Origin of the sequence: Nostoc sp., from assembly GCF_036917535.1 — a bacterium.
GTDB lineage: Bacteria > Cyanobacteriota > Cyanobacteriia > Cyanobacteriales > Nostocaceae > Nostoc.
In genome coordinates, this window is record NZ_JBALDA010000090.1 from 145,110 (window position 1) to 171,577 (window position 26,468).

Consider the following 26,468-nt stretch of genomic DNA (forward strand, 5'->3'; position numbering starts at 1 on the left):
TGGAGCCAATAAGCTTAATTAAGTAGAACGGTGTGGAAAAACAAAACTATAGTTAAGAAAAATTAAATACACTCAAGCCCTCTTACCTCCTGCTTCATCCAACGATAAATATTTACGCCGACCTACTTACCGTTAAGCAAACGCTTAAACTCCGCATTGACGACTTGGTAACACTCGCACGTGATATCTTCTAGACCTAAGCGGTCAAGGATAGTTATTTGCCCGCGAGTATAGTTAATTAGCCCCGCCCTTTGAAGAATAGAGGCATTGAGGCTAACAGTGGAGCGATTTACACCTAGCATTGTGCTGAGAAATTCTTGAGTCAGTGAAAAAGTGTCTGTCTCTACTCGGTCGAGAGTCATCAGCAGCCAACGGCACATTCGCTGTTCTATTGAGTGCAGGCGGTTACACGCAGCTGATTGGGCAATTTGATTAAACAGCGCTTGCGTGTATCGTTGTAGTAGATTGTACAACTGAGTATCTGCGGTGACATGAGTTTTAAATGCATCTACTTCCATCCTTAAGCCAGAGCCAGCAACTTGCATAAAACCCTCGCCCGGAATCCTATCGGCTCCCAGAAATACTGGAAGACCCACCATTCCTTCATTGCCCACCGTAGCCACTTCGATTGCCAAACCGTCCGTCATCACTGTGAGCAAAGAGGCTACGCCATAGTTGAGAAAATAGACGTGCTCAATTGGTTGGTTACGTAAATAAAGTTCTTGCCTGAACTCTAGAGAGACAACCTCCATATAAGGAGCAAGACGAGAGTATTCCTCAGAGGGTAGGGCAGCTAAAAGTTGGTTTTCCACAAGTGCAGAATGCTTGAAACACAGATAGCAAAAGGCTGTTTAAGCCAGTCTTATACCAATTCAAAATTCAAAATGACGCTCTCTACGAGACGCTAAAAGCGAACGCGGACTCGCTCTAAGCGTTCGCGTAGCGTCTCTAAGAGTTGCCATGCCGTTGGCGTTCGCGTTAGCGTCTCTGAAAGAGAAGCCTCTCGTTCGCTGTCTTCGTCTCTGAAAGAGAAGAGAAGGCTTTACGCTGCGCTAACAAAATTCATGCATTAAGAAAGCCAGACAGAACAAAGGTATGTCCGTATGTATTTGTCGCATTCTTTTTTCAAATTGGTATTATCTGTATTAAATAAACGGTAGCAATCAAGAACCTCTGACAAAAGATTTATCTTTTGTAAATATTTTATGTTGCCTAAACAACATATAACCATTATATGTTAGTTATATAACATAGCAGTGTAACTTACGAAGCTGCTTCAATACTGATTAAAAGATAACTACTAAATGCCAAATATTACCAAAAAATGGGGTTACAAAAATCACATCGAATTTTGTCACACTTCCCCAATATTGCTTACAATATAGTGGCGATCGGAGCTTCTACGGGCGGGCAAAAGCCAATCATCCAAATTTTGTCGGCTTTACCAGTAGATTTCCCAGCAGCGATTATTGTAGTTCAGCACATGAATCCTCTCTACCATAGTCGTCTGGCACATATCCTCAGAGGCTACACAGCGTTGCCCGTAGAGCAGGCAAAATCAGGGCAAATAATGCGTCCAGGGACAGTTTACACTTATCTTCAAGATCGGCACCTAGTAGTTGATGCTAACGGTAGTCTGTCTCTATTAGAGTCGCCAAAGATCAACTTTGTTCGTCCTTCAGTGGATAAACTATTCATGTCGGTAGGACTTAATTACGGAATACGAGGGATTGGTATTGTCCTAAGTGGGTGTGGCAGAGATGGTGCTTTAGGAGTGATCGCAATGAAAAAGTATGGCTGCATGACAATTGCTCAAGATGAAACTACTTCGGAGTACTTTAATATGCCCTCAGCTGCTATTGACACCGGGAAAGTAGATTTTGTTCTGACTCCAGAGAGGATTGCCAAGAGTTTGTCCAGCATGGTAATGACGGAATTAATAGCATAAAGGGTAATTATATTACAGCTATTTTCAGGTAAATAGACCACGCGGTAGGGGCGCAAGGCCTTGCGCCCCTACAACAGATGTGGTTCAAATACATGAAAACTGCTGTAATTAAATTGTTCCCAATTACCCAACAGATGACCTGACGGCGGTCAGTATGCATTGAGGTTGTTATATCAAGTCCGGCTAATTAGTTATAATTCCCTTTCTCTATGCAGAAAACCCAAAATCCCTCCCCTCTGCTGCTAACCATGATAAGTCTTTAACAGTACAAGATATTATCCCCTCGCCACCTTCGACTTGGCAGGTTTTCTAACGATTCCGCCACTCCATTAAAAATCGATTTTCATCACCATCAACCACTTTAAATCCAAGACGCTCATAAAGGGCTTTGGCTGGGTTCACTCGCATCACATCTAATTTAACCAAAATTCCCCTGACTGCTGCTTGTTCTAATAATTTATTTAATATCTGAGTACCAAGACCCTTGCTTTGATGAAGAGGCAGAATAGCAATATAGTTTAAGAATAATGCGTCTTGTTGCTCGATTACAGAAATAACTCCAATATCTATTCCTTCGTGACAAACGATTTCAAACAGTAAGCTGTCAAAGTCTTCCCTCATCCCATTAAGTTGAATTTCTTCTTTCCAACCCCATGTCTGTTCAACGTATGAATAGAACGTTTGTCGATGCAAGTTGTAGATAAAATCAAAGTCGGAAGCTGTTGTTTTTCGGGTTTGAAGGGAACTCATGATATTTTGTATGAATATATCCCACTATTCTAAAAATCCCTACTTCTTTTCGTAAAATGTGCTGGAAAACCTTGATTTTTCGTTTTTAGTTCTCAGTCAGCTTAAGCTTTGTAGAACAATTAGTGGGATAGGTTCATCGTTTAAGTAGGACGATCGCATCATTGAACTACCTAACCCCGATGAAACTGAACTAGTTGCAGGCATTCTTTAATGTCCGAATCGTAATCATAGTCAGAAATTTATTTACCTTTCTCTGAAACTTTTAGTTTTTAGTATTATTCTGCTAAGTTTCCTTGTTGGTGGGTGTAAGAAGGACGATAATTTTCGTAAGGAGCTAGGGTTACTGCCATGAAATTAGATCGCATCACCAGCAATCCCAATCGGATGAATGGACAACCTTCTATTCGTAATCTTCGCCTTACCGTTCGTCGGGTGATTGAGTTATTAGCTACCTACCCTAATCGTGAAGAACTGCGCCAAGAGTTTCCCGAATTAGAAGATGAAGATATTCAGCAAGCCTTAATTTTTGCATCGTCCTACTTGGACGATCGCATTATTGAACTACCTAACCGCTATGAAACTGTTGCTTGATCAGGGATTACCACTCTCTGCAGCAGCATTGCTACGTGATACAGGTATCGACACTATCCATGTGGGCGAAATTGAGATGTCTGAAGCTGAAGATACAGAAATCATCCAGAAAGCTAGAGAAGAGAGACGTGTTGTTGCTACACTTGATGCAGATTTTCATACATTGCTGGCGCTTGATGAAGCAACTACTCCTTCAGTCATTCGCATTCGTATTGAAAGGTTACGTGCTCAAGCATTAGCGAATTTGTTGCTGATGGTAATTGCTGAGTGTGAAGAGGATTTGGAACAAGGAGCAGCTGTTACGGTTGAGCCAAGCCGTATTCGTATTCGTCGTTTACCGTTGTTGCCTGATGTCTAACTTTTCGCATATTTAACTAAAATTTATATTTAATCAGCAAAAAGGCTTATTGCTTTCTCAAAACTTCATATTCAATAAGCAAAAAGGCATATTGCTTACTCAAAATGACATTTTACTTTCTCAAACCCCAGTTTGCTTTCTCATTTCGGTGTTTTCCGCAAGCAAAAAGAGCTTTTACTTTCTCAAACCCCAGTTTGCTTTCTCATTTCGGTGTTTTCCGCAAGCAAAATCAGCTTTTACTTTCTCAAACCCCAGTTTGCTTGTTTATTTAAGTAATTTACGCATTCATTTTGGTATATAGTTAAGCCGTTAGCTTGCGCTTGCTTCATTCAGCAAATATTTTTCAGGCTAAGCAAGTGAAACTGATAAGCATTGTCTGTCAAAGCAATAAATTTGGGTGTGTACCCTCTCGACCACAATACATTTAATTGCTATGAAACTGTTGCTCGATTAAGGATTACCACTCTCTGCGAGAGTATACTTGTGCCAAATAGCTTCGATTTCATACCCATTAGGCTTTGGTGACTGCATTTTCCTTTCCATGACTTCTGCCATTCCTAGCATCATGCAAGTAAGGCTTGGCCATTTCATAGAAATTACTAAATCTTCCCATAAAAAGAGTATTGGTGATGTTTCCTGTTGTTTTTCATTACCAACTATAACGTATAAGCCATTCTCCGAGCTGGAAATGGGAAACAAGCGTGAAGAAAAATTTTTGCTATTCAGAAGAGAAGATAGAACTTTGTGCTGGTTATTCTTTGTGTTTATTGATAGCTGTAATTTCTGTTCGTCCTTCTTTAACCAAGAGGCTATAGAGCAATATTTATTAATTGCTTCTCCTAACGGGAAAAAAACGTCATCGTCCAATGGAAATTCAAATTCAAAATAACTGTCGAAGGAATCCCAATTTTTGTTGGGGTTGACACCAATAGGCAAACAACTATTACCCCTTTGGTATAGTTCGCAAACTTCTAATGGTAAATGAAATGGATAATTCTGAGTAATTTCCTGGATCTGCTCAACACTTAATCTTGGAAGATAATCTGTATTATAACCGCCGCAAACACTCCAGTATTCAAGACAGCCTATATAACCACTCTATTCTGCAAGGATTGCAATCCTATCAATAACAGAGTTTATTGTTGACATTCTACACCTCCAAAAAAGTCAATTTTTACTATTCCTGTAAAACGGTCTTTGACACAATCCTAGTTTTCTTCAGGTCTGCTTCCGAAAGTTCTTCCCCGGCTTGCAGGCGAGTAGCAGAAGTTTGCAATACTGTCGCCGCCCCTTTATCTCCAATTTGTAAAGCGGTTTTAGCTGCTGTTTGCAGCATCGTGGCTGCACCAGTGCGATCGCCTTGTTGCAATTTCGCCTCGGCTAACTGGGTTTGGCGATACTTCGCTAATGCTAAAATAGACTGTTGTACCTGGGGATTAGAATCTGGTTGATACGCTCGCATTACATCTGCATACACTGGCACCAGGGGCGAAAGTAAACCTTGTTCGTTAACCAACGGGTCATCATAACGGATTTGTAGATGCGCGATCGCTTGCTTACCTTCTGGCAATTGTCCCAGATAAATGTTCGCCAAAACTACCCGTTCTACATCCTGCATCAAATCTCCCAAACGGACAGCAAAGCTACCATCAGCTTCAGTTTCCACTGGTAACTCAATTGTGTCTGGGGCAACTTGGGCAATGGGTTTCAATTCTGCTAGTCTGACATTGGGCACTAGAGATAACAGCAAGTAGGCATTAGTTAGCCCAATAGATTGAATCCGTCCAAACAGTCGGCTAAATTGCTCCACAGCTTGTTCGGGACGTTCAATATGAGCTAAAGTCCCACCACCGACATCGGCAATGTTTTCTAGCAAATCCTGATTCCAGCTATTGCCAAATCCGAAAGTGTTGATAGTTAGGTTTAGCTTGGCAGCCTTTTGCGCCAGTTTAAGACAGCGTTTATGATCATCTCGCCCAATATCCCACTTCCAAATTCGTAAACTGCTTTCACCATGTCCATCCGTCAGCAGAAACGCTTGGGAAACAGCGCCCCTTGTACCCTTCATCAGTTCTGTAATTCCCAATTCCAAACCATCAGTGATCGCAGTACCGCCGCTAGCAGTCAGTTTGCTTTTTATTTGAGATTTGATGCTTTCGGGGTCTTCGATTGCTTGGTTGGGGATAATGACTTCCGCAGAACCGGAAAAAGCCACAACTGAGATGCGATCGCCTACTTTCAACCGATCGATTAATCCTTCCACAGCCTGAATCACCGTTTTAATTGGTTGTCCATGCATGGAACCACTTCTATCCAAAATCAAGCAGAGATTAAGGGGCAGATTTTGATCAGACTCACCAGCGATAGCAAAAATCGTTATTGCTAGTTGACGTTGGCTACTTGTTTGAGCCAGATCAACATTATTGTCATTTAACGCCGAGAGCAATTTAACTTTCATCTAAACCTGAGTTTACTGGGGAGGGGTATCTTGCAAAACTGTTTTCGAGACAATTCTGGTTTTCTTGCGATCGCTTTCGGATAAATCTCCACCAGATTGTAGCTGGGTGGCAGAAGTTTGCAACACCGTCGCTGCACCAGTATCCCCCATTTGCAAGGCAGTTTTCGCAGCCGTTTGTAACATCGTCGCCGCACCAGTGCGATCGCCCTGTTGCAATTTCGTTTCCGCTAGCTGGGTTTGGCGATACTTAGCTAATGCCAAAATAGAATGCTGCACCTGGGGATTCAAGTCTGCTTGATAATTTTTGACTACATGGGCATAAACTGGGATATTTGGTGTAACTAAACCTACTTTGTTGGCGGCTGGATCGTCGTAGCGGACTTGCACATTAGCGATCGCTTGTTCACCTGTTGGCAATTGTCCCAAATAAATATTAGCTAAGATTACCCGTTCTGCATCTTTCATTAAATCTCCCAACCGCACAGCAAAACGTCCATCAGTTTCTTGTTGCAGTGGTAACTCAATTGTGTCGGGGGAAACTTGGGCAACGGGTTTGAGTTCCGCTAGCCGGACATTGGGCATCAAAGAAAATAATAGATAAGCATTAGTCAATCCCACCGTTTGAACGCGGCTGAACAGGCGATTAAACTCTTCGGCTGCCTGTTCGGGTTTTTGAATATAAGATAAAGTACCTAAGCCAGCATCTGCAATTTTTTCTAAAACATCTTGGTTCCAGTTGTCACCAAATCCCAAAGTATTTAAAGTTAAATTATAGCTAGCAGCCAATTGAGCAAATTTCAAACAGCGATTGTTATCACCGTGTTCATTTTCCCCGTCAGTTAACAAAAAGGCTTGAGAAACAGTATCTTTTCTCCCCTTCGCTAACTCCTCAATTCCTAAACGCAGTCCTTCATCAATCGCAGTTCCACCATCGGCACTTAGGCGGTTAATTTGCTGTTTGATTTTCTCTGGATTTTCGATACTTTGACTGGGTACTAAGACTTTGGCACGGTGATCGAAAACTACTACACTGAGGCGATCGCCACTTTTGAGCCTATCTACTAGACGATTTGCTGCTTTTTTCACCGTTTCTAGCGATCGCCCATTCATCGAACCACTATGATCGAGAATTAAGCATAAATTCAGGGGTACATGGCGGTCTTGATTTTCCGCGATCGCCGAAATTGAAATTCCCAACTGACGTTGACTGTTCAGTTGATTTGCGTCCAAATTACCATCATTCAAGGCAGGCTGCAAACTAACCTTCATAACTTCAAGTCCCTATTCAGGATATACATATTAATAAATAACTTCAAAGCACTACTTTAGCTCTACGGGAAACTTATTATCCAACTAAATACACTAATATAATCAGAATATCTTAGAAGCCAAGCATTGGCAGATGCGAAGCCGCCTTCAGCATTAGGGAGAAATCCGCACCTTGAGGGAAGCGTGCATCGCGCTAGGATGTATTACAGTTAACGGCATAGTTTCAGGCGATCAGTTGCTATGGACATTTCCCCAATTAAGGCTGTTCAAGCCCCATATTACGGCGATAACTTTTACCGGACACCACCGCCAGATTTACCTTCCCTCTTATTGAAGGAGCGAATTGTCTATATTGGGATGCCACTGGTACCTGCTGTCACGGAATTAATCGTAGCCGAATTGCTGTTTTTGCAATCCGACGACCCCGAAAAACCGATTAAAATCTATATCAACTCCACCGGCACTTCCGGTTACAGTGGCGACCCCATTGGCTTTGAAACCGAAGCCTTTGCCATCTATGACACCATGAGATATATCAAGCCTCCTATCCATACCATCTGCGTCGGTTCCGCGATGGGTATGTCAGCGATGCTCCTCAGTGCTGGTACAAAAGGTTGCCGTGCTAGTTTACCTCACTCCTCGATTATCCTGCATCAGCCTAAGAGCTACGCCCAAGGTCAAGCAACAGATATTCAAATTCGCGCCAGGGAAGTTTTGGTAAATAAAGGGGCATTAGTTGATATCTTACATAACACCACTGGACAGCCCCCAGAAAAAATTACTAAAGACATGGATCGGCTGTTATATCTAACACCTTATGAAGCAAAGGAATACGGACTGATTGACCGAGTTTTTGAGAAAGAAGAACTTGCAAATCCCCCACTCCCTGCCAGTGTCCTTTAGTGAGTGCTGAGTGCTCAGTAGTGAGTTATTAAGTTAGGAGTTATGAGTTATTCCTAACTATGCTATTGTCCGCAAATTATTAAAAACGGAGTAAATTATGCCTATAGGTGTTCCAAAAGTTCCTTACCGGATGCCCGGTGGACAATATACAGATTGGATTAGCATTTATGATCGCCTTTACCGGGAACGGATTATATTCTTAGGGCGAGATATTGATGATGAAATTGCTAATCAAATTATCGCTGTAATGCTGTATCTGGACTCAGACGATCCAGGTAAAGATATTTATTTATACATCAATTCTCCTGGTGGGATGGTTACATCTGGCATGGCTATTTTTGACACCATGCAACATATCAAATCAGATGTGGTGACTATTTGCGTGGGTTTAGCTGCTTCAATGGGGTCTTTCCTGCTGGCAGCTGGCACCAAAGGCAAACGGTTAGCATTGCCTCACTCACGGATTATGATTCACCAGCCTTCAGGTGGAACCCGTGGACAAGCAACCGATATCGAAATTGAAGCTAGAGAAATTCTGCGAATTCGTCACCAGCTCAATGGGATATATGCCGATAAAACAGGTCAGACCATAGAAAAGATTGAAAAAGATATGGATCGGGACTTTTTCATGTCTGCCGAAGAGGCAAAACAATACGGTTTAATTGACCGTGTGATTGAAGAACGAACCTCGGTAGTAGCTGGTTAGTAAAAAGGTAGGGAGCAGGGGAGAAATCAATTCAAAATTCAAAATTCAAAATTCAAAATTGAAGATTCAATCCCCATGCTCAATGCCCGATGACGCCAGTTGCTACCCTGCGGGAACGCCAAGGGCGAACAAGTCGGCAAAGCCGACGACAGTCGCCTTAAGTCGGGAAACCCTTTCGGCAGTTCCTCCTGGGGGGAACCCCCAAGACCGGACTGCCTCACCACGGCGTTGTCTCCCCAACGCACTGGCTTCTCAATGCCCAATGCCCTTTTATGAACAAACTGTCAACATTGAACTTTAAAATAGAAAATTAGCCTTTATCATTAATAGTCCGGGCTTGAAGCTGATATTGACAGATAATAGCCAATAGCTAAATATTCGATAGCTGATAGCTCAAGATGGATCTTGGAGATTGCTACCGTTTACTAGGTTTAAGATCGGGAGCTTCTTTTGCTGATATCAAAGCGTCTTACCGACGACTGGCGCAGCAATATCATCCCGATATCAACCCAGATGACAACAAAGCCAAAGATAAGTTTATTGCCTTGACAGAGGCCTACAAACTCCTGCTGACGGTAGTACTACCAGAGGAAATTGGCGCACATTCAAGTCAGGTGTCAACGTCTGGACGTGAGGACGCCAAGGCAACGCAACGGCAGAAAACACCAGTAACAACGGTGACATGTCAAGAATCAGGGAAACCAAAGCCACCGAATCTATTGGAAATAGAAGAACGGCTGAAGTGGAAGACTTATGAGCAATTGCAGCGATTTTTGCAAGAAAAACGATTTCCGCAAGCGATCGCTCTGGCGGAAGCTTTAGCGGATCGTTTGTCAACAGATGCAGAAGTTCGTCAATGGCTAGCGATCGCCTATCAAATTTGGGGACGGGCGCTAATTTCTGAAAAACAACTGCTCAAAGCCAGAATTTATCTCAAAAAAGCTTTGAAGACAGATCCTCATAATAAAAGTCTCTGGTATGAAGTGCAGCGCGATTTCCAACGATTAGAGCAAATTTTTTAAAGATTTACAAAATTTATTGAAAACCAAAATCTTGTTTCCAGGTTTTAAAAAGGAAATGGTCTTCATTGGGCTGCTACCACTGAGACGGGAGGTGGGAGCCTTTCAAAGAGCATTCCCAGTCTGAGACTGGGAACGAATTACGAATTACGAATTACCGCCATCCGCGCAGCACTGCTCCCAAGGTAGCGATTCCCTCGACAATCTTCTTAGTGGGTTGAAAGCTAAAAGCTAACCTGATGGCATCATCTCCCTGTCCATTGGCGTAGCAGCGAGTTCCTGGGAGAAAGCTGATGCCATGTTCATTGGCAGCAGTTAGGAGTGCTTTGGCGCTGATGTCTGGCGGCAATTTACACCAAACGAAAAAGCCACCACCTGGTCGCAAAGCAACTACATCACTGGGAAACTCTTGAGCGATCGCTTCTAACAGCAAATTACATTTATGCTTGTACCAGGCGATTAGCTCTTGAATGTGATAATCTAGTTTGCCTGTAGCACAGTAGCGGGCGACCACATGGCTGACAAATGGCCCCACAGGCCCTTCACTTTTAAACATTGCCAACCGCTCAATAATTGCTGGATCGCCACAAGCCCAGCCTAGTCTGATACCAGGCGCAATGATTTTCGAGAAAGTATTCACATATAACACCCACCCCTCCCGATCAAGGCTTGCCAAGGATGGCACAGCTTCGCCTTGGAAGCGCAAATCACTATAAGCATCGTCTTCCACGACCAACACGCCATATTCAGCCGCTAACGCTACCAGTTTTTCGCGGCGAAATAAGGGCATAGTAGCGCCTGTGGGATTATGAAAAGTGGGTATGGTGTAAATAAATCGGGGTCGAATGTTCTGTTTCTTCAAGTCGCTCAAAATTTCTTCTAGGGCATCCACATCCATTCCCAATTCGTCTACAGGAATGGTAATTAGGCGTGCGCCAGCCTGGACAAATCTACTAACTACTCCCAAAAAGGTTGGCCCTTCCACAATTACGACATCACCAGGTTCAACAAACACATCTGGTAGCAAACCCAAAATCTGACTAGAACCATAGCCAACAATCAGGCGATCGCGATCGGCAGAGATTCCTTGAGCTTGCAAGCGGAGGATAATTTGTTCGTAAAGTTGGGCAGAAGGTGGTCCGTAATTGAGAGCGATCGGAGCCTCTTGTGCCAGTACAGCAGCACTTGCAGCAGCCAAGTCCGCGTGGGGAAAGAGAATTGGGTCAGCTAGACCATAGGCAAAGCTAACGGTGATGATTTTGGTTAACTCAGTGCCGTAAGTTGGTGGTGTCAGATTTCTAGCTCTTTCGGCGAACAAATCAGCAATTTGGTAAGCAGAAGTGGTAGAAGTCATAAGCAATTCAAAATTGGAAGTCAGAATATAGAACACACAAAAAGGCAATTAGCGAAAAGTCATACGTATGTATTCTTTCTTATAACATCATGACAAGTATCGTAAATATTGATTACTAGAACAAAATTACTATAGTGAAATTAATTAACTCCAAGTGGCAGCAGCTAATTCTAAGCTTAGGCTGCCTACTACTAATTATTGCCTGTCAGAGTTTATATCCCACTACTAACCCAGAGGCTAAACCTCTCAAGGTGGCCACAGACCCCACTTTTGTTCCTTTTGAATTTCAAACAGCTAGCGGGAACTTGGAAGGCTTTGATATTGATTTGATGAATGCGATTGCTAAAGTAGCAGGTTTTGCAGTTCAGTTTGAAAGTCTGCCCTTTGATGGCACGATCTCGACCTTGCAAGCTAAAAGAGTTGATGCAGCAATTAGTGGAATCACAATTACCGCAGAACGCCTGAAAACAATTGCTTTTTCACGACCTTATTTTAAAGCCGGACTTGCGATCGCTGTCCGCGAAGACAATCAAAATATTAAAGACTTCAATAATCTCCAAGGTAAAAAAATTGCCGTCCAAATAGGTTCCACTGGGGCAGATTTTGCCAAAACCATCCCCAACGCCAAAATTAGTACTTTTAATTCTGGGCCAGAGTTTTTTCAAGACTTACTCAATGGCAACGTTGATGCTGTGATTAGCGATGCTTTCGCGACTTTGTATGCGATTAAAAATGGCAAACTCAAAGGCATCAAAGTTGTTGCAGATTTACTCACTGAAGAATATTACGGGATTGCTATGCCTAAGAATTCTCCCCATTTGGATGCAATTAACAAAGGTATAGCGACTTTGTTATCCAATGGCAATTACAAGCAAATTTATCAAAAATGGTTTGACGCTGAACCTCCACAATTACCAGACTCTTGAGGATTGGGCATTGGGCATTGAGAAGCCAGTGCGTTGGGGAGACAGCGCCGTGGTGAGGCAGTCCGGTCTTGGGGGTTCCCCCCAGGAGTAACTGCCGAAAGGGTTTCCCGACTTGAGGCGACTGTCGTCGGCTTTGCCGACTTGTTCGCCCTTGGCGTTCCCGCAGGGTAGCAACTGGCGTCATCGGGCATTGAGCATAGGGATTGAATCTTCAATTTTGAATTTTGAATTTTGAATTTTGAATTGATTTCTCCCCTGCTCCTCTGCTTCTTCCCCATGCCCTATGTCCCATGCCCTATTCCCCATTTATAAGGAATTACCTGCCAATATATGAAATATTTATCTAATATGCGTCACAATTAATACTGCCACCAAAATTCATTGATAAACTACAATCTACTGTAGTCAGGGACAGCCAAATTCTGGCACCTTGGAACGAACGGGAATAAAGGAACTTCCACTATGCTGATTTGCCCTCAGTGTAAATTTGAAAACCCCAATAGCAATAAATTCTGTCAAAACTGTGGCACGTCCCTGACTCACAAGGTCTGTCCTGAATGCAGTACCGATGATGTACCTGTGAATGCACTACGTTGTCATAACTGTGACACAGAATGTGGAACAGTGTTTTGGGCAATTATTGCTAAAGAAACGACTGGGGAAGCTTTGAGAGTAGAAGGGGATATAGGAGATGTGGAAGGTGAGAGAGATAAGCAAGCAACACCTTCCTCATCTCCTCTATCGTCTACTTCTCAAATTACATTAGGCTCCTATTTAGACTCCCAAGAGCGCTATCAATTGTTAGATATGCCACTTGCCCAGACAGAAACTGCCATTATTACTGATGTAGGTGTGAGAGTTCTAGATTGCCAGCCGTATCAAATATCACCCATTGAGGCAATACTAGAAAGTCAGGAATCAGATTTGCTAATGCCACCAGTGGAAGCGAGTGAGATTCCTCGCCTAGCTAAACTTTATATTGTTTTACAATCCCAAGGTGAGCGGGGGATACCGCCGATTCACGATGCATGGCAGCAAGGTGATATACAGGTATTAATAATTGAAAACCGCTCGGATTGGCAGCATTTACTCGACCTGTGGCAAGAAGAAACAACCAGTTCGTTAAAAATTTTACACTGGTGTTATGAAATGACCCAACTTTGGGCAGTATTAGAACCAGTAAATTGTCGTCAAAGCCTTTTAGATTTGTCGAATTTGCGATTGGATGAAGACCAAACGTTGGCACTACAAAGGTTGTATGTGGAATCATCGAATTCTCAGCCCGCCACTGAGTTGCCAGAAGATGCCCAAACCCAAACATCTACCATTCTAGAGGAGCCATTAACTATCCAAGCTTTAGGACGGGTTTGGCAAGCACTATTTAGACAGTCTCAAAGAACTCAATTTGGCTCCGTAGTCCAGATGTTGGGGGATTTAGAGGTAGGTAAGATTCAGACGATCGCACAATTGCGATCGCGTTTGGAGGAAATCTCTGTTGAACTAGAAGCACTAGGAAGCGCAACTTTGCCCCCAACAAAGGAGAAAAATACTGCTGTGTCCATCATCCCGCAATTAGATGAGTTAGAAGATATCATTAGCAAAACTGATGATATGCCAACTGTTGTGCTGGCGATGCAGTTAAGTAGCTTAGAAGATGCAGGGCGCACAGATGTAGGGCGTCAACGTCATCATAACGAAGACTACTTTGGCATTGAAACCAAAATTCATAAACTGGAGTTCCCCAAAAGTCGAATCTTAGAAGGGCATGGTTTGTATATTCTTTGTGATGGTATGGGTGGACACGCTGGCGGCGAGATAGCCAGTGAGTTAGCAGTCAACACCCTACAGCAATACTTTCAAGAACACTGGATTGCCAACCAACTGCCAACAGAAGATAGCATTCGTGAGGCAGTGTATTTAGCTAATGAGGCGATTTACAAGCTCAATCAACAAGATGCCCGTTCTGGAGTTGGGCGTATGGGTACAACTTTAGTAATGCTTTTAATTCAAGATACTCAAGCAGCAGTCGCTCATGTGGGAGATAGCCGTCTCTATCGCCTGACGCGCAAGCAGGGACTAGAACAAGTCACAGTAGATCATGAAGTTGGGCAACGGGAGATTAACCGAGGAGTAGAAGCGAGCATAGCTTACGCCCGTCCAGATGCCTACCAACTCACCCAAGCCTTGGGGCCTCGTGATGAAAACTCGATTAATCCCGACGTCGGCTTTTTCGACATCAATGAAGATACTCTTTTGCTATTGGCATCGGATGGTCTATCAGATAATGATTTACTAGAAACCCATTGGCAGACTCACTTAGAACCCTTACTTAGTTCTGGTGTTAATTTAGAACGGGGCGTTACAGATTTAATTGATTTGGCAAATCAACACAATGGTCACGACAATATTACTGGTATACTCGTTCGGGCAAAAGTACGCCCAAATCTAGAAAGTTAATCACAAATGGGCATAGGTAATGGGGCATAGGGCATGGGCATGGATAATAAGAAGAAATAACAATCACCAATTCTCAATAGACACATAGGCAAATTAACTTCGACGCCTTATAAATCAAGGGTTAAAGCCTAATTTTTGGATAAGTTTAATACTCAATAGCCCAATGCCCAATAGCCCAATGCCCAATACCCAATCCCTAATCCATTTACCTTGTAGGTTGTATTGTGGTTAGTCTGACCCTGTTAGAACCGCAACAGAAAACGCCCCTTCAGCAGTGGTGCTTTGAGAACTCCTCCATAATTCGGATTGGTCGAGCGGCAGATAATCACGTTGTTTTAAATAATAGTTTAGTTTCGCGGCATCATCTAGAACTCAGAAAAGTCGGTGACGCTAGCAATGGCAATGCTTGGCAGTTGATTAGTCAGGGTACAAATGGGACTTTTCTCAACGGTATCCTTGTACTTCAGAGTCCGTTACCAGATAATTCCCTTTTGCAATTGGCACAGGGAGGCCCAATACTGCAATTCCAAATTCAGGAGGTAACAGTACTGGAAACTGGTTTGCGATCGCAACAACAAATACAAGGGACAGAAGAAAACGCCGCCGAGACGCTTTACTCAGCAAAAAATCTGGCAAATTTCTCTTCCACTTGCACGCACGAAGGCAACTCTCCAAAAAATCTGTTTTGTATCCACTGCGGTCAACCTCTTTCAGTCCAACAGAAAATTCGCCATTATCAGGTGTTGCGAACTCTCGGACAAGGAGGTATGGGTACTACCTATCTCGCTTGGGATGAGGCTGGTGTAATTGCAGGTATGCCACAACTGCTGGTGTTGAAGCAAATGAATGCTGATATGCTGAAAATTGTCAAAGCTCAAGAGTTATTTGAGAGAGAGGCGTACACTCTCAAATCCCTTAACCATCCTGGAATTCCCAAGTATTATGACTTCTTTGTAGAAGGCGGAAAAAAATACTTGGCAATGGAATTAATCCACGGACAAGATTTGGAGAAACGTGTCTATACCACTGGCCCAGTGACACCAAACCAAGCGATCGCTTGGATGATCCAAACCTGCGATATTTTAGACTATCTTCATAGCCAAGAGCCTCCACTGATTCACCGCGATATTAAACCCGCCAATTTAATGGTGCGAAGTTCAGGAAATCGCATAGTGGTACTAGATTTTGGCGCAGTTAAGGAAATTGGCACGGCGCCTGGTACTCGAATTGGTGCAGAAGGTTACTGCGCTCCTGAACAAGAACGAGGACAACCTTTAACCCAATCTGATTTATATGCAATTGGCCCAACGCTGATTTTTCTGCTCACAAGCGAAAACCCTTTCAAGTATTACCGCCAACGAGGGCGAAACTTCAGGTTTGATGTGGCAAAAGTTCCCACCATTAGTTCCCAATTAAGAGATGTCATTGATCGCGTTACAGAACCATTGCCACGCGATCGCTATCAAAATGCAAAGGAATTAGCTGCGGCTTTAGCTGCCTGCAAAGTTTAGAGAGTGGGCAGTAGAGACGCGATTAATCGCGTCTAGGGAGTGGTGAATATTAAAAATTCCTATCCCCTATTTCCTATTCCCTACTCTTCATCCCAGGTTTCTACAGCTAGCAATTCACTAACTGGGTCTTGCATACTAAAGCCAAAGTCAAGCAGTTCTTGTTTCCAATGCTGCCATTCATTACCATAAAGCAGAGCGATTTTCCAGATGCTATCGCTTGGCTTGATAATATTAGATTCTATGAGTGATTGCACATTGCGCTGCAATTTCACCATTGGGTGAATCACTTGCTGAGTCATAACCTCGATTGAATTCAGATATTGTTGGTAAATGCTTAATTAAAACTGCTTTCCATTCTGCAATTGTTGCCGACCCGTAGAGTGGTGTAATTTGGTAAAGCTAGTCTTAACTTTTTAACTATACCATAACAAACTCAACGAAGTTACTGGTAAATTCGGTTCTGTACGGTAATTACCACCAGAAAACCTGAATTTTACCAAGCAGTCCTTAAACTTTTTGCAAAAGCCAGGCAAAAATTTTGAGAGAAGGGATAAGGGATGTTTATGTTTACCCTTTTTCCTTTAATCTTTGCCCCTTTTGTTTTTCCTCTATATCTCTACCTTTTTTCTGCAAGAGTGCAACACTACCTTTCGTAAGATATCTATTGTAGACGCCGAGCAGAATAATTAGTCCTCAAGGAAGTTCCACTAAGTAGTGTGACTTAGGACTACTGTGAAAATTCTGTTTGTTTAAATTAGGGAAAATATGCTTGCTTGTTGAAGAAGCTATAGGATATGAGCTAGTTTGAGAGTTTTTGACTGACAGGGAAATTTGCAATTGAGTAAAAATATCTACTCTTTGTGTTGATTTAAATGTTGTTTATAATATCGCAAACATCTGGCTTTAGGCAAAATAATTGCAAATCTTTATAAAATTTTAATGTTTTACTCAGAGAATAGGGTCTGTTAGGGCACAGGGTGGGTTTTGCTTTGAGGTATAGGAGCGATCGCATGGCAAAATGTCGGTATAGCATGGGCTTACCATAAAGTTCCCTTGTCTTCAAAGTCAGCATTTGAAGTTTGTGTAAAAAATTTTTAGCGAAGATGTTAGTTTCTATTGAGCAGATGGGTATCCTCAAAACGGAGGCTTGCTGATACCTAAGTATTTACCGCAGCAAGTATGTGAGGCATGGCTGGTTCGGGGGAAGAATACGTAATTACTCGTAAAAAGCAAATTGAGCGGCGACAAAAGATTTTAACGATAGTGTCGATAGTGTCGTTTCTTGGTTCTACGATGTTTGGAGTAATTTCGGCAGTACAACAGGGTAGTCAACCTAAGCCAGCAACTGCATCTCCTTCTGCTGAGTCAGTATTACAGCAACACGCGCGCGGCTATGAGTTGGTTTTACAACGAGAACCAGAAAACCCAACAGCGCTGGAGGGATTGGTTAATGTGCGGCTAAAGTTGAAAGATACTGAGGGTGCTATTCAACCTTTGGAAAAGTTGGTGAAGTTACGCCCTGACAGACCAAATTACAAAGTTCTTTTAGAGCAGATTAAGAAACAACAAACTAAGAGTAACAAAAAGCTTTGATTGCAACTTATAACTTAAACATTGATTTAAATATAATAAATTTTGGTTCTTCAGTACCTGTTATACCAAATTATTAGTTAAACATCAAAAATAGGCTCAGAAATAAAGGTCAAAAGCCCAAATCATTGCCAAAAGCCTAAAATGTTAGTAAATAATATTCATTGTTTTTGCATAATAAGGGTTTCATGGCTTTTGAAAGGTAATTTAGCATAATGAAGAGCCTAAATTTTTAAATTACCAAAATTGAGATAAACAAGTTAAAAGGAGTATAAAAATGTATAAACATCAACCTGGCAAACTTAGTAAAGGCGCTGTTCTTGATGTAGGGTTAAAGTGCGCTCATTCATGCAAATTCTGTTACTACAGTTACTTAGACAAAACTGATGATCAATTCAGGGGCATGAGAAAAGCTAAATTTAGAAGTTTTGAAGAATGTAAAGAAATATTAAATTTACTTAAAACAAATGGTTTTATTAATTTTGATGTGACTGGAGGCGAACCAACTCTTCATCCCCACATTATTGAATTGATGAGATATGCTCATCAGGAGTTAGGGTTACATGGCAGAATAATAACATTGGGACAATTTTTAATGAAAAAAATGCCCAATTGTCAGCACGAAAAACTTATTGATGATTTACTAAAAGTAGGATTAGAAAATTTCTTATTTTCTTTGCACGCTGTGAATGAAGAACTTTTTCAGCAGATAACTGGAGAAAGTTTTGATAAATTGCAAAGAGCGATGTATTATTTGGATAATCAAGGGTTTCAATATACATCTAACACTGTGGTTTTTGAGTGGAATTATAAACATTTACCACAAGTGGCTCATGAAATATTAAAGCATGAAATTTATTTGCATAATTTTATTATAATGAATGCTTATTATGAATGGAATAATAATGGCAAGGCTTTTGGGGTGCAAGCTAAATATTCAGATATTTATCCTTATTTAAAAGAAGCTGTTGAAATTCTTGAATCAAATAATCGTGCAGTTAATATTAGATATGCTCCACTTTGTGCATTTAAAGGATTAGAAAAGAATTTAGTAGGAATGGTTGGCGTTAGATACGATCCTTATGAATGGATGAACATGGCAGGTCATATGGGCGGTACGCCAGATTTATGTGCACATATAATTCCCATTCAAGAGGGAGAAATAGAAAATCATCTCATGTACAGAGAGATAGAATTAATACATGAAAATGGCGTTAAGGTAACAGGTAGTAGAGGCAGTAATCTAAAACATTTTAGTGAAGTATGTACAAAATGCAGCGCTAAAGATGTTTGTGATGGGATAGATCCAAATTATTTGAAACTATATGGAGATCAAGAATTCATTCCATATATAGAAAAGACTGGCAAAGCACCTCTTCAAAATGCGAGATTTAGCTATACAGCTCCCTTCATTGTCAAGACTAGTCAGCAAGAAGATATGAAGAGAGCAGTCAAAGAGGAATTCAGTAAGAATAAGCTGAATATTATAAACAAAGAAGATCAGAAGTTATTACCAACAATTTCTGTAGTTATTCCTTGTTATAACAGTGAAAAATATATTACTGAAACTATTACCAGCGTTTTAAATCAAACCTGTCAGGATTTTGAGATTATTGTCGTTAATGATGGCAGTACTGATAATTCTCAATTTGTAGTGGAGAAACTAATTAAAAGTTACACTAATCACCAGATAAGTTTGATTAATCAATCTAATTCTGGTCAGCCAGCTATTGCACGCAATCGTGGGATAGCAGAAGCAAGAGGGAAATATATTCTTCCCTTAGATGCTGATGATGTAATTACGCCAACAATGCTAGAGGAGTGTCTAAATTTATTAGAAACAGACCAATCTAGTGCGATTGCATATACAGATCGACAAGACTTTGGTGCTACTAATGAACTTATTTTAGCAGGCAATTATGATTTTTCACGATTACGTCATGCCAACCATATATCTTACTGTGCGCTTTTTCGTAAAGATATCTGGGGAAAGGTCGGTGGTTATCGTACAAATGTTAGAGGCTGTGAAGATTGGGATTTTTGGATTGCAGCAGGAGCCATAGGGTATTTTGGTCGTCGTATTCCAAAGCCTCTATTTAAATATCGTAGAAATACAACTGGAGTTTATCAAGATGTCCTTCAAAATTTTGATATTAAAGTTGCACAAATAATCCTAAACAACTGTGAAGTTTACGAGCCAAAAGAGATTATTGCAGCAACTGAATTTTTGTATCAAGGTTTAGCTAATGATTCCAAAGCTAAGATGAATATTTGGCAAGATGAAACTATGCCAGAGAACAAGATATACAAAGAGCTGATATTAAGTGAAATTCCTGAAAATAATTATAAGAATGTTCTGCATATCGGTTGTGGACATGGCTTTATTACAAAGGACTTAGCTGGGGAAAAAGTACTGGGAGTGGATATTTTATCTAATGCCATCAATAAAGCAAAAGCAGATGAAAACAATGGGCTTGAATTTATCCAATCTTGTCTTTTAGAGCTTGTCCATAAAACTCAAGGAAATTATGACTTAATAGTTATAACAGGTGTTTTATATTCTCAGTATATTGGAAAATCACATAATTTTATTTATTCACTTTTGGATAAACTAATTATAGATAATGGTATCCTCATTTGTTGCCACATTGATGAGTGGTATAAAGCTCGTTTTCCTTATCTAATGCTTGATTACTCTTTATTTCAATATAGACAACATACTCAGAGATTGGAGGTTTACGTAAAATGACTATTCACCAAGATAACAACAATAATTTCTCTTTTTTAAATTCTGCATCTATAACGAATGAAATAAAATTAACAACAGGTACTATAGCAGTTATCATCTCAGCATATAATCAAGAATCTTTCATTATAGAGGCGATAGAGTCAGTCTTACGTCAGATAAGATTGCCTGATGAAATTTTAATATCAGATGATGCTTCTGACGATAACACATATGAAATAGCTGATTTTTATCGTGTCCAATATCCCCATTTAATCAAAATTAACAGAAATGTAGAAAATTTAGGTATAGTAAAAAACTTTAACAAAGCTGTAAGCTTAACAAATTCTGAATATATTTCTATTTTGAACGCAGATGATAGATATCGTAGTGATTTTATTGAAAAAACTTCACTTGTGCTTGACCAATATCCTGATGTAGGTATAGCTTACTCTGATTTTGCTTTATTTGGGACAAGAGCTAAAACAACTTACAATTCTTCGTCTCTAGATAGACGTGGTTTAATAAAAGCCAATAAATTTTTCATTATTAACTTTCCTGATTTTAATGAAAAAACCAAAGAAGAATTATTGACTAAAGGTAATTTTATACATGGTGCTTCCTTATTTAGAAGGCAAGCATTTGAAGAAGTGGAAGGATATATCTATCAAGAAACTATACCTGAAGATTACTATCTTTTTTCTCAAATGGTAAGGCATGGATGGAGTGCCAGAAGAGTTCCATTACCTCTTTTAGAGTATAGGCAATATTCTAAATCTCAAACAAATACTCGTCTGGCAACTTTTGCACAATTACAGTTTTACAAACGCACTGCTGAAACTTTATATAGTGAAGTACAAAAATTAAAATGGCAAATACAAGTAAATAAAACAGAAATACCAGAAGTTTCTAATTTATATTTATCTTCAATAAATGATAAATCAAGTAAAAGTTATAACGCTGAAAATAAAGAACATAATTTTAATTTTGAATTTGATTTAACTGATATTAACCTTATTGCTTTTCCTGACTGGGAGCAATCAGAAGAACTTTTATATAAAGATTTAGTAATTCTTATTAAAAGTATTATTAGTCATCCAGAAAAAGATAAAATTACCTTGTTGATAGATAACAGTGGTATTTCTGAAGAAGATGCCAATTACATCATCTCAGATGTGGTTTTAAACCTACTCCAGCAAGAAGATTTTGAGGTTGCTGAAGAAGCAAATATTACACTCATTGGCAACCTTAACACAAAAGAGTGGAAAGCGCTGTTATCTCAAACTACTGCTCGAATCTCATTAAGAATAGAAAATAAATCAGCGATCGCAAAATCAACAGCCCAAAACATTCCAGTATGCTCATTAGCTAATATCAGTGATATCCAATTGGGTAGTTTTAATTCAGGCAAATCCAAATCTGATTTTATAAGTAGGTTATTTAGCCTTGTAGATAAATATCAGAGAGAATCGTTTGAACCATTACTGCTGACAGAGTTACGCCAAATGAGAAAACAAATGGCTGAATTTTGGCTGTCTACAGAAACAATCTGGCTTGGCAGAGTATACATGAGCAAAGTAGGTGAGGCACATCAAGTACTATTAAATCATAGCATTCAGCATGAATTATTAACTGAGACTGAACAAAGCTTTGTGAATGAGATATTAGCACATATTGCAAAAGGTTTTGGAGAACCGAAAGCTATTCAGTATTTGCTGGTAGCAATGCTTTATTGCCGTTCTTACCATTTACCATTGTCTTATGAAATTTCATTCATCCCTGATTGGTTACTAAACGACTATGTAAAATATCTATTTGATTCTCAATTTATCTTTCAAAAATCTGGAGAAGCAGATAGTTACTATCGTTATATACAGGGTTGGGTCAATTATTTACATACATCTATCTTGCGCGTTCATGATTCCATTGTCTGGAATGATTTTGCAGAATATTTTGTGACCATTGCTAATTTTATTCACTTATACTTTAATGAGACTAATCTAAAAGATATTTATGTAAAACGTGCAGAAATAATAGAATATTCTCTAAAACTCAATGGATGTGAAGTTGATTATGAGTTTGCAGATAGACCTGTAAACAGAAAGAAAATCAGGCTTGGTATCCTAGCATCACATTTCACACCTTCAGCCGAAACATTTGCCTACCTTCCTGTTTATGAATATCTCAGTCGAGATTTTGAAGTCATCTTGTACTCTCTTAATAAGACTGGTCATCCATTAGAGCAATATTGTCAACTTTCTGCAAACTCTTTTAAACTGCTACCACAGAAATTATTAGAACAGGTTAATACTATTCGTGATGATGACCTTGACATACTATTTATTGCCACCAATGTAACTGCGGCAACTCATCAAATCTGCCTGTTAGCAATCCATAGATTAGCAAGAATACAAGTTACTAGCGGTGGTTCAGTTGTCACAACTGGAATGAGAAATATAGATTATTATATTTCCGGTACATTAACTGATCCATCTCCAATAGCACAAGACTACTATCAAGAAAAGTTAGTCAAACTAGAAGGAAGTGCCCACTGTTTTAGTTACGGTACTGAAGAAGGAAAATTAACAACTCCAGTTGAGCGAGATAGTTTAGGAATTCCTGAAGATGGTGTTGTTTTTATTTCTGGAGCTAACTACTTCAAAACAGTTCCAGAACTGATTGAAACATGGGCAAAAATCATTTTTCAAGTAGCCAATTCAGTTTTAGTACTTTTACCATTTGGGCCCAATTGGTCAAATAACTATCCAAAAGTAGAATTTATCAATTACTTAAATTCCATATTTTATAAGTATGGATTAGGGACTGAACGCTTAATAGTCTTAGATCCTCAACCCGTCCCAGATCGGGACGATATGAAAGAGTACTATAAAATTGCCGATATATATCTGGATTCTTACCCATTTGCGGGAACAACTTCTCTGATAGAACCACTACAGGTTAATTTGCCAGTGATAGCTAGACAGGGAACTACCTTTCGCTCTGCAATGGGAGCCGCAATGGTGCAAGCACTGGATGTCCCTGATTTAGTTGCGGATACTGAAGAGTCTTATATACAATTAGCGATCGCACTTGGTAATGATCCTAAATTACGTCAACAAAAGAGCGTCCAAATTAAGGAAAAAATGCAGGGTAATCCTAGTTTTCTTGATAGTCGTTCTTACTCAGCTAAAATAGGTAGCTTATTTCAAGAACTTTTAAGTAAATATTTTGCAGATACTCTGAGTCAAAATTTGCAACTAAGAGATATTAACCTAATTATATTCCCTGACTGGTCACAGCCAGAAGAATCTCTTGGTTTTGTTTTAGAACAAGTGATTAAAACATTAGCAACTCATGTTGACAGTGAGAAAATTACTCTGATTATCAACACGAGTAATATTGCTACAAAAGATGCAGAGATATTTTTATCTAGTATTTCTATGAATTTGCTGATGCAAGGACATTTAGATATTAATCAGGGATTAGAAATTACTCTGTTAGGAAACTTTTCAGAGAATGAGTGGCAAGCTTTGTTACCTCGCATTCATGCTAGACTTATTTTGGAATATGAAGATCAGGAAGCTTTAGCAAAAGTACCAATCAAAAATCTAGTATGTTATGAATTAGATAACTACATTGATCAATTTTAGGCTATTGATTAAACAAAATTTACACAACTAAAGTTTGCAGTTAGTCTTTTAGGACTAACTGCAAATTTTCAAAATAATTTAAAATTACGTAAATAGAAATAAGAAAGTGGAAGTAACTAACTTAAGAGAGCAAAATGATGAATATATATCTGAATTATTGGCGGTCAGTGAAAGGGATATAAATATTATAATCTTTCCTGATTGGTCGCAACCAGAAGAAGCACTAATTTTAGAATTAGAACAAGTAATTAAAGCAGTAATAAATCATCCTAGTAATTATCAGATGGTGTTACTTATAGATACTGATGGCATTATTGAAGATGATGCTAACTTGATTTTATCTGCTGTGGCTATGAATCTACTCATAGCACAAAATTTTGATGTCAGCTTAGAATGTGAAATTTCTTTACTAGGAAATTTAGATGATATTGAATATGAATCTCTAGCCTCTGATATCCATGCTCGAATTGTTCTAGAAAATGAAAATTCCAAAAAATTATCATTATTGTCTTTAGCAAATATTCCAGTCTATGAAATAAAAGCTTTCACTAATACACATTTGGTACAGTTAGTTTTTGATTTAAGCAATAGATTATTTTTAGAGGGAAGATGGGAAGCAGCAATTACCCAATATCAAAGACTTCTAAAAATACATTCAGTGGAAGCAGAACTTTACTGGCGCTTAAGTCAGTGCTATAGAAATTTAGACTTACTAGATAAATATTTTCTTACTCTCTATAAAGGGATTGAACTTTATCCTACAGAAGCTAGACTGCCTTTTTCATTGATTATTGATTTAAAGCGTCATGGACGAATTCAAGAAGCAATCTATGTTACTGAAAAGACTTGTCAGCTATTACCAGATGATTACACTTTTCAACTTCTCAAATATTTAACAGTGCCGACAATCTATGATACTCAAGAAGAAATCATATTTTATCGTCAACGTTACACCCAAGGGCTGCAAGATTTAATTCGGCAAACATCTCTTACAACTCCACAAGAAATAAATAATGCTTTAGCAGGTATAGGTAGACTAACTAACTTTTATCTTTCCTATCAAGCCCAAAATGATGTAGATTTACAACGTCAATATGGCAAGTTAGTATATAAAATTATGGCTGCTAACTTTCCTCAATGGTGTGTACCTCTACTGATGCCTAAACTTCAGCATCAAGAAAAAATTCGGATTGGTTACGCTTCACATTATCTAGATTCTTATAGTGGAACACTTTGGTTAACAGGTTGGTTGCGTCAGAGCAATCATGAAAGCTTTGAAATCTACTGTTATTACACAGGAAATGAACCAGATCCAATTACCCAACAATTTCAAGAACATAGTGATGTTTTCTACCATATTCCTCATAATTTATCGGCAGCCTGTGAACAGATAATTTCTGATAAGCTGCACATTTTAGTTTTTCCTGAAATTGGAATGAATCCGCAAACTATGCAAATGGCAGGTTTGCGGCTGGCGCCTGTGCAATGTACAGCTTGGGGACATCCAGTAACAACTGGCTTACCCACAATTGATTACTTTTTATCCAGCGAGTTAATGGAACCGGAAAATGCTCAAGAGCATTATTCAGAAAAATTAATTCGCTTGCCTAATATTGGCGTTTCTTATCCTAAACCATATATTCCACCAGTTATCAAAGCTCGCTCAGACTTTAAGCTACCAGATGATGCAGTCATTTATTTATGCTGCCAAGCTCCTTTCAAGTATCTACCGCAATATGATTTTATTTTTGTAGAAATTGCTCATCGCGTTCCGCAAGCTAAATTTGTATTTTTGCGTGGTACTTTACTTCAGCCACGCCTGAAGCGGGCTTTTGCTGCTATCGGTTTGAACAGCGAGGATTATTGTGTATTTCTCAGTATTCCAGAGCGACTGGACTATCTGATGATTAACTTACTTTCAGATGTTTATCTAGATACATTCACCTGGTCTGGTGGTAATACTACCTTAGAAGCGATCGCTTGTAATCTCCCCATCATCACTTGTCCCGGAGAATTTATGCGCGGTCGTCACTCTGACAGTTTTTTGAAAATGCTAGGAGTGACAGACACCATAGCTAAAAACGAAGCAGAATATATCGAGATTGCTGTTAAATTAGGACTAGACCCAGCTTGGCGACGCAGCATTGCAGAGCGAATGAGCCAAAATCATGACCGTCTCTTTGACGATAAAGCCTGTGTTGCAGGTTTAGAAGCCTTTTATAAACAAGTTGTGCAAACAAGTTCGTGAGATTG

Annotated in this window: 22 protein-coding genes; 15 read left to right on the forward strand and 7 right to left on the reverse strand. The window is 39.8% G+C overall.

The features are described from left to right. Positions 1-122: 122 nt before the first annotated feature. Positions 123-812: a Crp/Fnr family transcriptional regulator gene (locus V7K56_RS29005; RefSeq protein WP_334916192.1), complete on the reverse strand. Its 690-nt coding sequence runs from the start codon at positions 810-812 to the stop codon at positions 123-125. Positions 813-1,324: 512 nt separating this feature from the next. Between V7K56_RS29005 and V7K56_RS29010 the strand changes: the two genes are divergently transcribed. After that, positions 1,325-1,948: a chemotaxis protein CheB gene (locus V7K56_RS29010; protein ID WP_334916194.1), complete on the forward strand. Its 624-nt coding sequence runs from the start codon at positions 1,325-1,327 to the stop codon at positions 1,946-1,948. Positions 1,949-2,257: 309 nt separating this feature from the next. Here the strand turns inward: V7K56_RS29010 and V7K56_RS29015 are convergent, their stop codons facing one another. Next, complete coding sequence (locus V7K56_RS29015; RefSeq protein WP_334916196.1) at positions 2,258-2,698, reverse strand: GNAT family N-acetyltransferase; 441 nt, start codon at positions 2,696-2,698, stop codon at positions 2,258-2,260. A gap of 348 nt (positions 2,699-3,046) precedes the next feature. Here V7K56_RS29015 and V7K56_RS29020 point away from each other — a divergent pair, with 348 nt between their 5' ends. After that, positions 3,047-3,289, forward strand: coding sequence for a DUF433 domain-containing protein (locus V7K56_RS29020; RefSeq protein WP_190910426.1), 243 nt, complete (start codon positions 3,047-3,049; stop codon positions 3,287-3,289). 28 nt (positions 3,290-3,317) lie between these two features. Further along, on the forward strand, positions 3,318-3,647 hold the full coding sequence (locus V7K56_RS29025; RefSeq protein ID WP_334916199.1) for a DUF5615 family PIN-like protein: 330 nt from the start codon (positions 3,318-3,320) through the stop codon (positions 3,645-3,647). Between the two features lie 450 nt (positions 3,648-4,097). Here V7K56_RS29025 and V7K56_RS29030 read toward each other — a convergent pair whose 3' ends face one another. From V7K56_RS29030 to V7K56_RS29040, 3 genes are all read right to left on the reverse strand, one after another. Further along, positions 4,098-4,583, reverse strand: coding sequence for a hypothetical protein (locus tag V7K56_RS29030; RefSeq protein WP_334916201.1), 486 nt, complete (start codon positions 4,581-4,583; stop codon positions 4,098-4,100). A 241-nt stretch (positions 4,584-4,824) separates the two neighbouring features. Beyond that, positions 4,825-6,105: a vWA domain-containing protein gene (locus V7K56_RS29035; RefSeq protein ID WP_334916203.1), complete on the reverse strand. Its 1,281-nt coding sequence runs from the start codon at positions 6,103-6,105 to the stop codon at positions 4,825-4,827. A gap of 12 nt (positions 6,106-6,117) precedes the next feature. Then, positions 6,118-7,374 carry a vWA domain-containing protein gene (locus V7K56_RS29040; protein ID WP_334916205.1) on the reverse strand — a complete coding sequence of 419 codons (1,257 nt, stop codon included), beginning with the start codon at positions 7,372-7,374 and terminating at the stop codon, positions 6,118-6,120. Positions 7,375-7,614: 240 nt separating this feature from the next. Here V7K56_RS29040 and V7K56_RS29045 point away from each other — a divergent pair, with 240 nt between their 5' ends. From V7K56_RS29045 to V7K56_RS29060, 4 genes are all read left to right on the forward strand, one after another. Then, positions 7,615-8,277, forward strand: coding sequence for an ATP-dependent Clp protease proteolytic subunit (locus V7K56_RS29045; RefSeq protein ID WP_334745929.1), 663 nt, complete (start codon positions 7,615-7,617; stop codon positions 8,275-8,277). Positions 8,278-8,374: 97 nt separating this feature from the next. Next, positions 8,375-8,983, forward strand: coding sequence for an ATP-dependent Clp protease proteolytic subunit (locus V7K56_RS29050; RefSeq protein WP_334916208.1), 609 nt, complete (start codon positions 8,375-8,377; stop codon positions 8,981-8,983). A gap of 82 nt (positions 8,984-9,065) precedes the next feature. After that, positions 9,066-9,284, forward strand: a complete 219-nt coding sequence (locus V7K56_RS29055) for a hypothetical protein (protein ID WP_334916210.1) — start codon at positions 9,066-9,068, stop codon at positions 9,282-9,284. A 97-nt stretch (positions 9,285-9,381) separates the two neighbouring features. Further along, on the forward strand, positions 9,382-10,005 hold the full coding sequence (locus V7K56_RS29060; protein WP_334916212.1) for a J domain-containing protein: 624 nt from the start codon (positions 9,382-9,384) through the stop codon (positions 10,003-10,005). A 151-nt stretch (positions 10,006-10,156) separates the two neighbouring features. Here V7K56_RS29060 and V7K56_RS29065 read toward each other — a convergent pair whose 3' ends face one another. Further along, positions 10,157-11,356, reverse strand: a complete 1,200-nt coding sequence (locus tag V7K56_RS29065) for an aminotransferase-like domain-containing protein (RefSeq protein ID WP_334916214.1) — start codon at positions 11,354-11,356, stop codon at positions 10,157-10,159. 134 nt (positions 11,357-11,490) lie between these two features. Between V7K56_RS29065 and V7K56_RS29070 the strand changes: the two genes are divergently transcribed. The 4 genes from V7K56_RS29070 to V7K56_RS29085 all read left to right on the forward strand — a co-directional run bounded on the left by V7K56_RS29070 (position 11,491) and on the right by V7K56_RS29085 (position 16,250). After that, complete coding sequence (locus V7K56_RS29070; protein WP_334916217.1) at positions 11,491-12,282, forward strand: basic amino acid ABC transporter substrate-binding protein; 792 nt, start codon at positions 11,491-11,493, stop codon at positions 12,280-12,282. Positions 12,283-12,315: 33 nt separating this feature from the next. Continuing rightward, complete coding sequence (locus V7K56_RS29075; RefSeq protein ID WP_334916219.1) at positions 12,316-12,453, forward strand: hypothetical protein; 138 nt, start codon at positions 12,316-12,318, stop codon at positions 12,451-12,453. 291 nt (positions 12,454-12,744) lie between these two features. Next, positions 12,745-14,739, forward strand: a complete 1,995-nt coding sequence (locus tag V7K56_RS29080) for a serine/threonine phosphatase (protein ID WP_334916221.1) — start codon at positions 12,745-12,747, stop codon at positions 14,737-14,739. Between the two features lie 224 nt (positions 14,740-14,963). Further along, positions 14,964-16,250, forward strand: coding sequence for a protein kinase domain-containing protein (locus V7K56_RS29085; RefSeq protein ID WP_334916223.1), 1,287 nt, complete (start codon positions 14,964-14,966; stop codon positions 16,248-16,250). Positions 16,251-16,330: 80 nt separating this feature from the next. Here the strand turns inward: V7K56_RS29085 and V7K56_RS29090 are convergent, their stop codons facing one another. Further along, positions 16,331-16,549, reverse strand: a complete 219-nt coding sequence (locus V7K56_RS29090) for a DUF4327 family protein (protein WP_012407469.1) — start codon at positions 16,547-16,549, stop codon at positions 16,331-16,333. An 889-nt stretch (positions 16,550-17,438) separates the two neighbouring features. Here V7K56_RS29090 and V7K56_RS29095 point away from each other — a divergent pair. The 4 genes from V7K56_RS29095 (at position 17,439) to V7K56_RS29110 (ending at position 26,463) form a co-directional block, all read left to right on the forward strand. Next, a complete protein-coding gene (locus V7K56_RS29095; protein ID WP_334916226.1) occupies positions 17,439-17,843 on the forward strand; it encodes a tetratricopeptide repeat protein in 405 nt (134 codons plus the stop codon). A 274-nt stretch (positions 17,844-18,117) separates the two neighbouring features. Further along, on the forward strand, positions 18,118-20,589 hold the full coding sequence (locus tag V7K56_RS29100) for a glycosyltransferase (protein ID WP_334916228.1): 2,472 nt from the start codon (positions 18,118-18,120) through the stop codon (positions 20,587-20,589). Then, the gene (locus V7K56_RS29105; RefSeq protein ID WP_334916230.1) at positions 20,586-24,215 is read left to right on the forward strand and encodes a glycosyltransferase; all 3,630 of its coding nucleotides are present in this window, start codon (positions 20,586-20,588) and stop codon (positions 24,213-24,215) included. The genes V7K56_RS29100 and V7K56_RS29105 overlap by 4 nt, the downstream gene beginning before the upstream one ends. 106 nt (positions 24,216-24,321) lie before the next feature. Continuing rightward, positions 24,322-26,463: an O-linked N-acetylglucosamine transferase, SPINDLY family protein gene (locus tag V7K56_RS29110; RefSeq protein ID WP_334916232.1), complete on the forward strand. Its 2,142-nt coding sequence runs from the start codon at positions 24,322-24,324 to the stop codon at positions 26,461-26,463. Positions 26,464-26,468: the final 5 nt, after the last annotated feature.

Coding starts and splice junctions, on each gene's coding strand:
- V7K56_RS29010 (WP_334916194.1), top strand. CDS start 1,325: ATGGGGTTACAAAAATCACATCGAATTTTGTCACACTTCCCCAATATT.
- V7K56_RS29015 (WP_334916196.1), bottom strand. CDS start 2,698: ATGAGTTCCCTTCAAACCCGAAAAACAACAGCTTCCGACTTTGATTTT.
- V7K56_RS29020 (WP_190910426.1), top strand. CDS start 3,047: ATGAAATTAGATCGCATCACCAGCAATCCCAATCGGATGAATGGACAA.
- V7K56_RS29035 (WP_334916203.1), bottom strand. CDS start 6,105: ATGAAAGTTAAATTGCTCTCGGCGTTAAATGACAATAATGTTGATCTG.
- V7K56_RS29040 (WP_334916205.1), bottom strand. CDS start 7,374: ATGAAGGTTAGTTTGCAGCCTGCCTTGAATGATGGTAATTTGGACGCA.
- V7K56_RS29045 (WP_334745929.1), top strand. CDS start 7,615: ATGGACATTTCCCCAATTAAGGCTGTTCAAGCCCCATATTACGGCGAT.
- V7K56_RS29050 (WP_334916208.1), top strand. CDS start 8,375: ATGCCTATAGGTGTTCCAAAAGTTCCTTACCGGATGCCCGGTGGACAA.
- V7K56_RS29055 (WP_334916210.1), top strand. CDS start 9,066: ATGCCCGATGACGCCAGTTGCTACCCTGCGGGAACGCCAAGGGCGAAC.
- V7K56_RS29060 (WP_334916212.1), top strand. CDS start 9,382: ATGGATCTTGGAGATTGCTACCGTTTACTAGGTTTAAGATCGGGAGCT.
- V7K56_RS29065 (WP_334916214.1), bottom strand. CDS start 11,356: ATGACTTCTACCACTTCTGCTTACCAAATTGCTGATTTGTTCGCCGAA.
- V7K56_RS29080 (WP_334916221.1), top strand. CDS start 12,745: ATGCTGATTTGCCCTCAGTGTAAATTTGAAAACCCCAATAGCAATAAA.
- V7K56_RS29090 (WP_012407469.1), bottom strand. CDS start 16,549: ATGACTCAGCAAGTGATTCACCCAATGGTGAAATTGCAGCGCAATGTG.
- V7K56_RS29095 (WP_334916226.1), top strand. CDS start 17,439: ATGGCTGGTTCGGGGGAAGAATACGTAATTACTCGTAAAAAGCAAATT.
- V7K56_RS29100 (WP_334916228.1), top strand. CDS start 18,118: ATGTATAAACATCAACCTGGCAAACTTAGTAAAGGCGCTGTTCTTGAT.
- V7K56_RS29105 (WP_334916230.1), top strand. CDS start 20,586: ATGACTATTCACCAAGATAACAACAATAATTTCTCTTTTTTAAATTCT.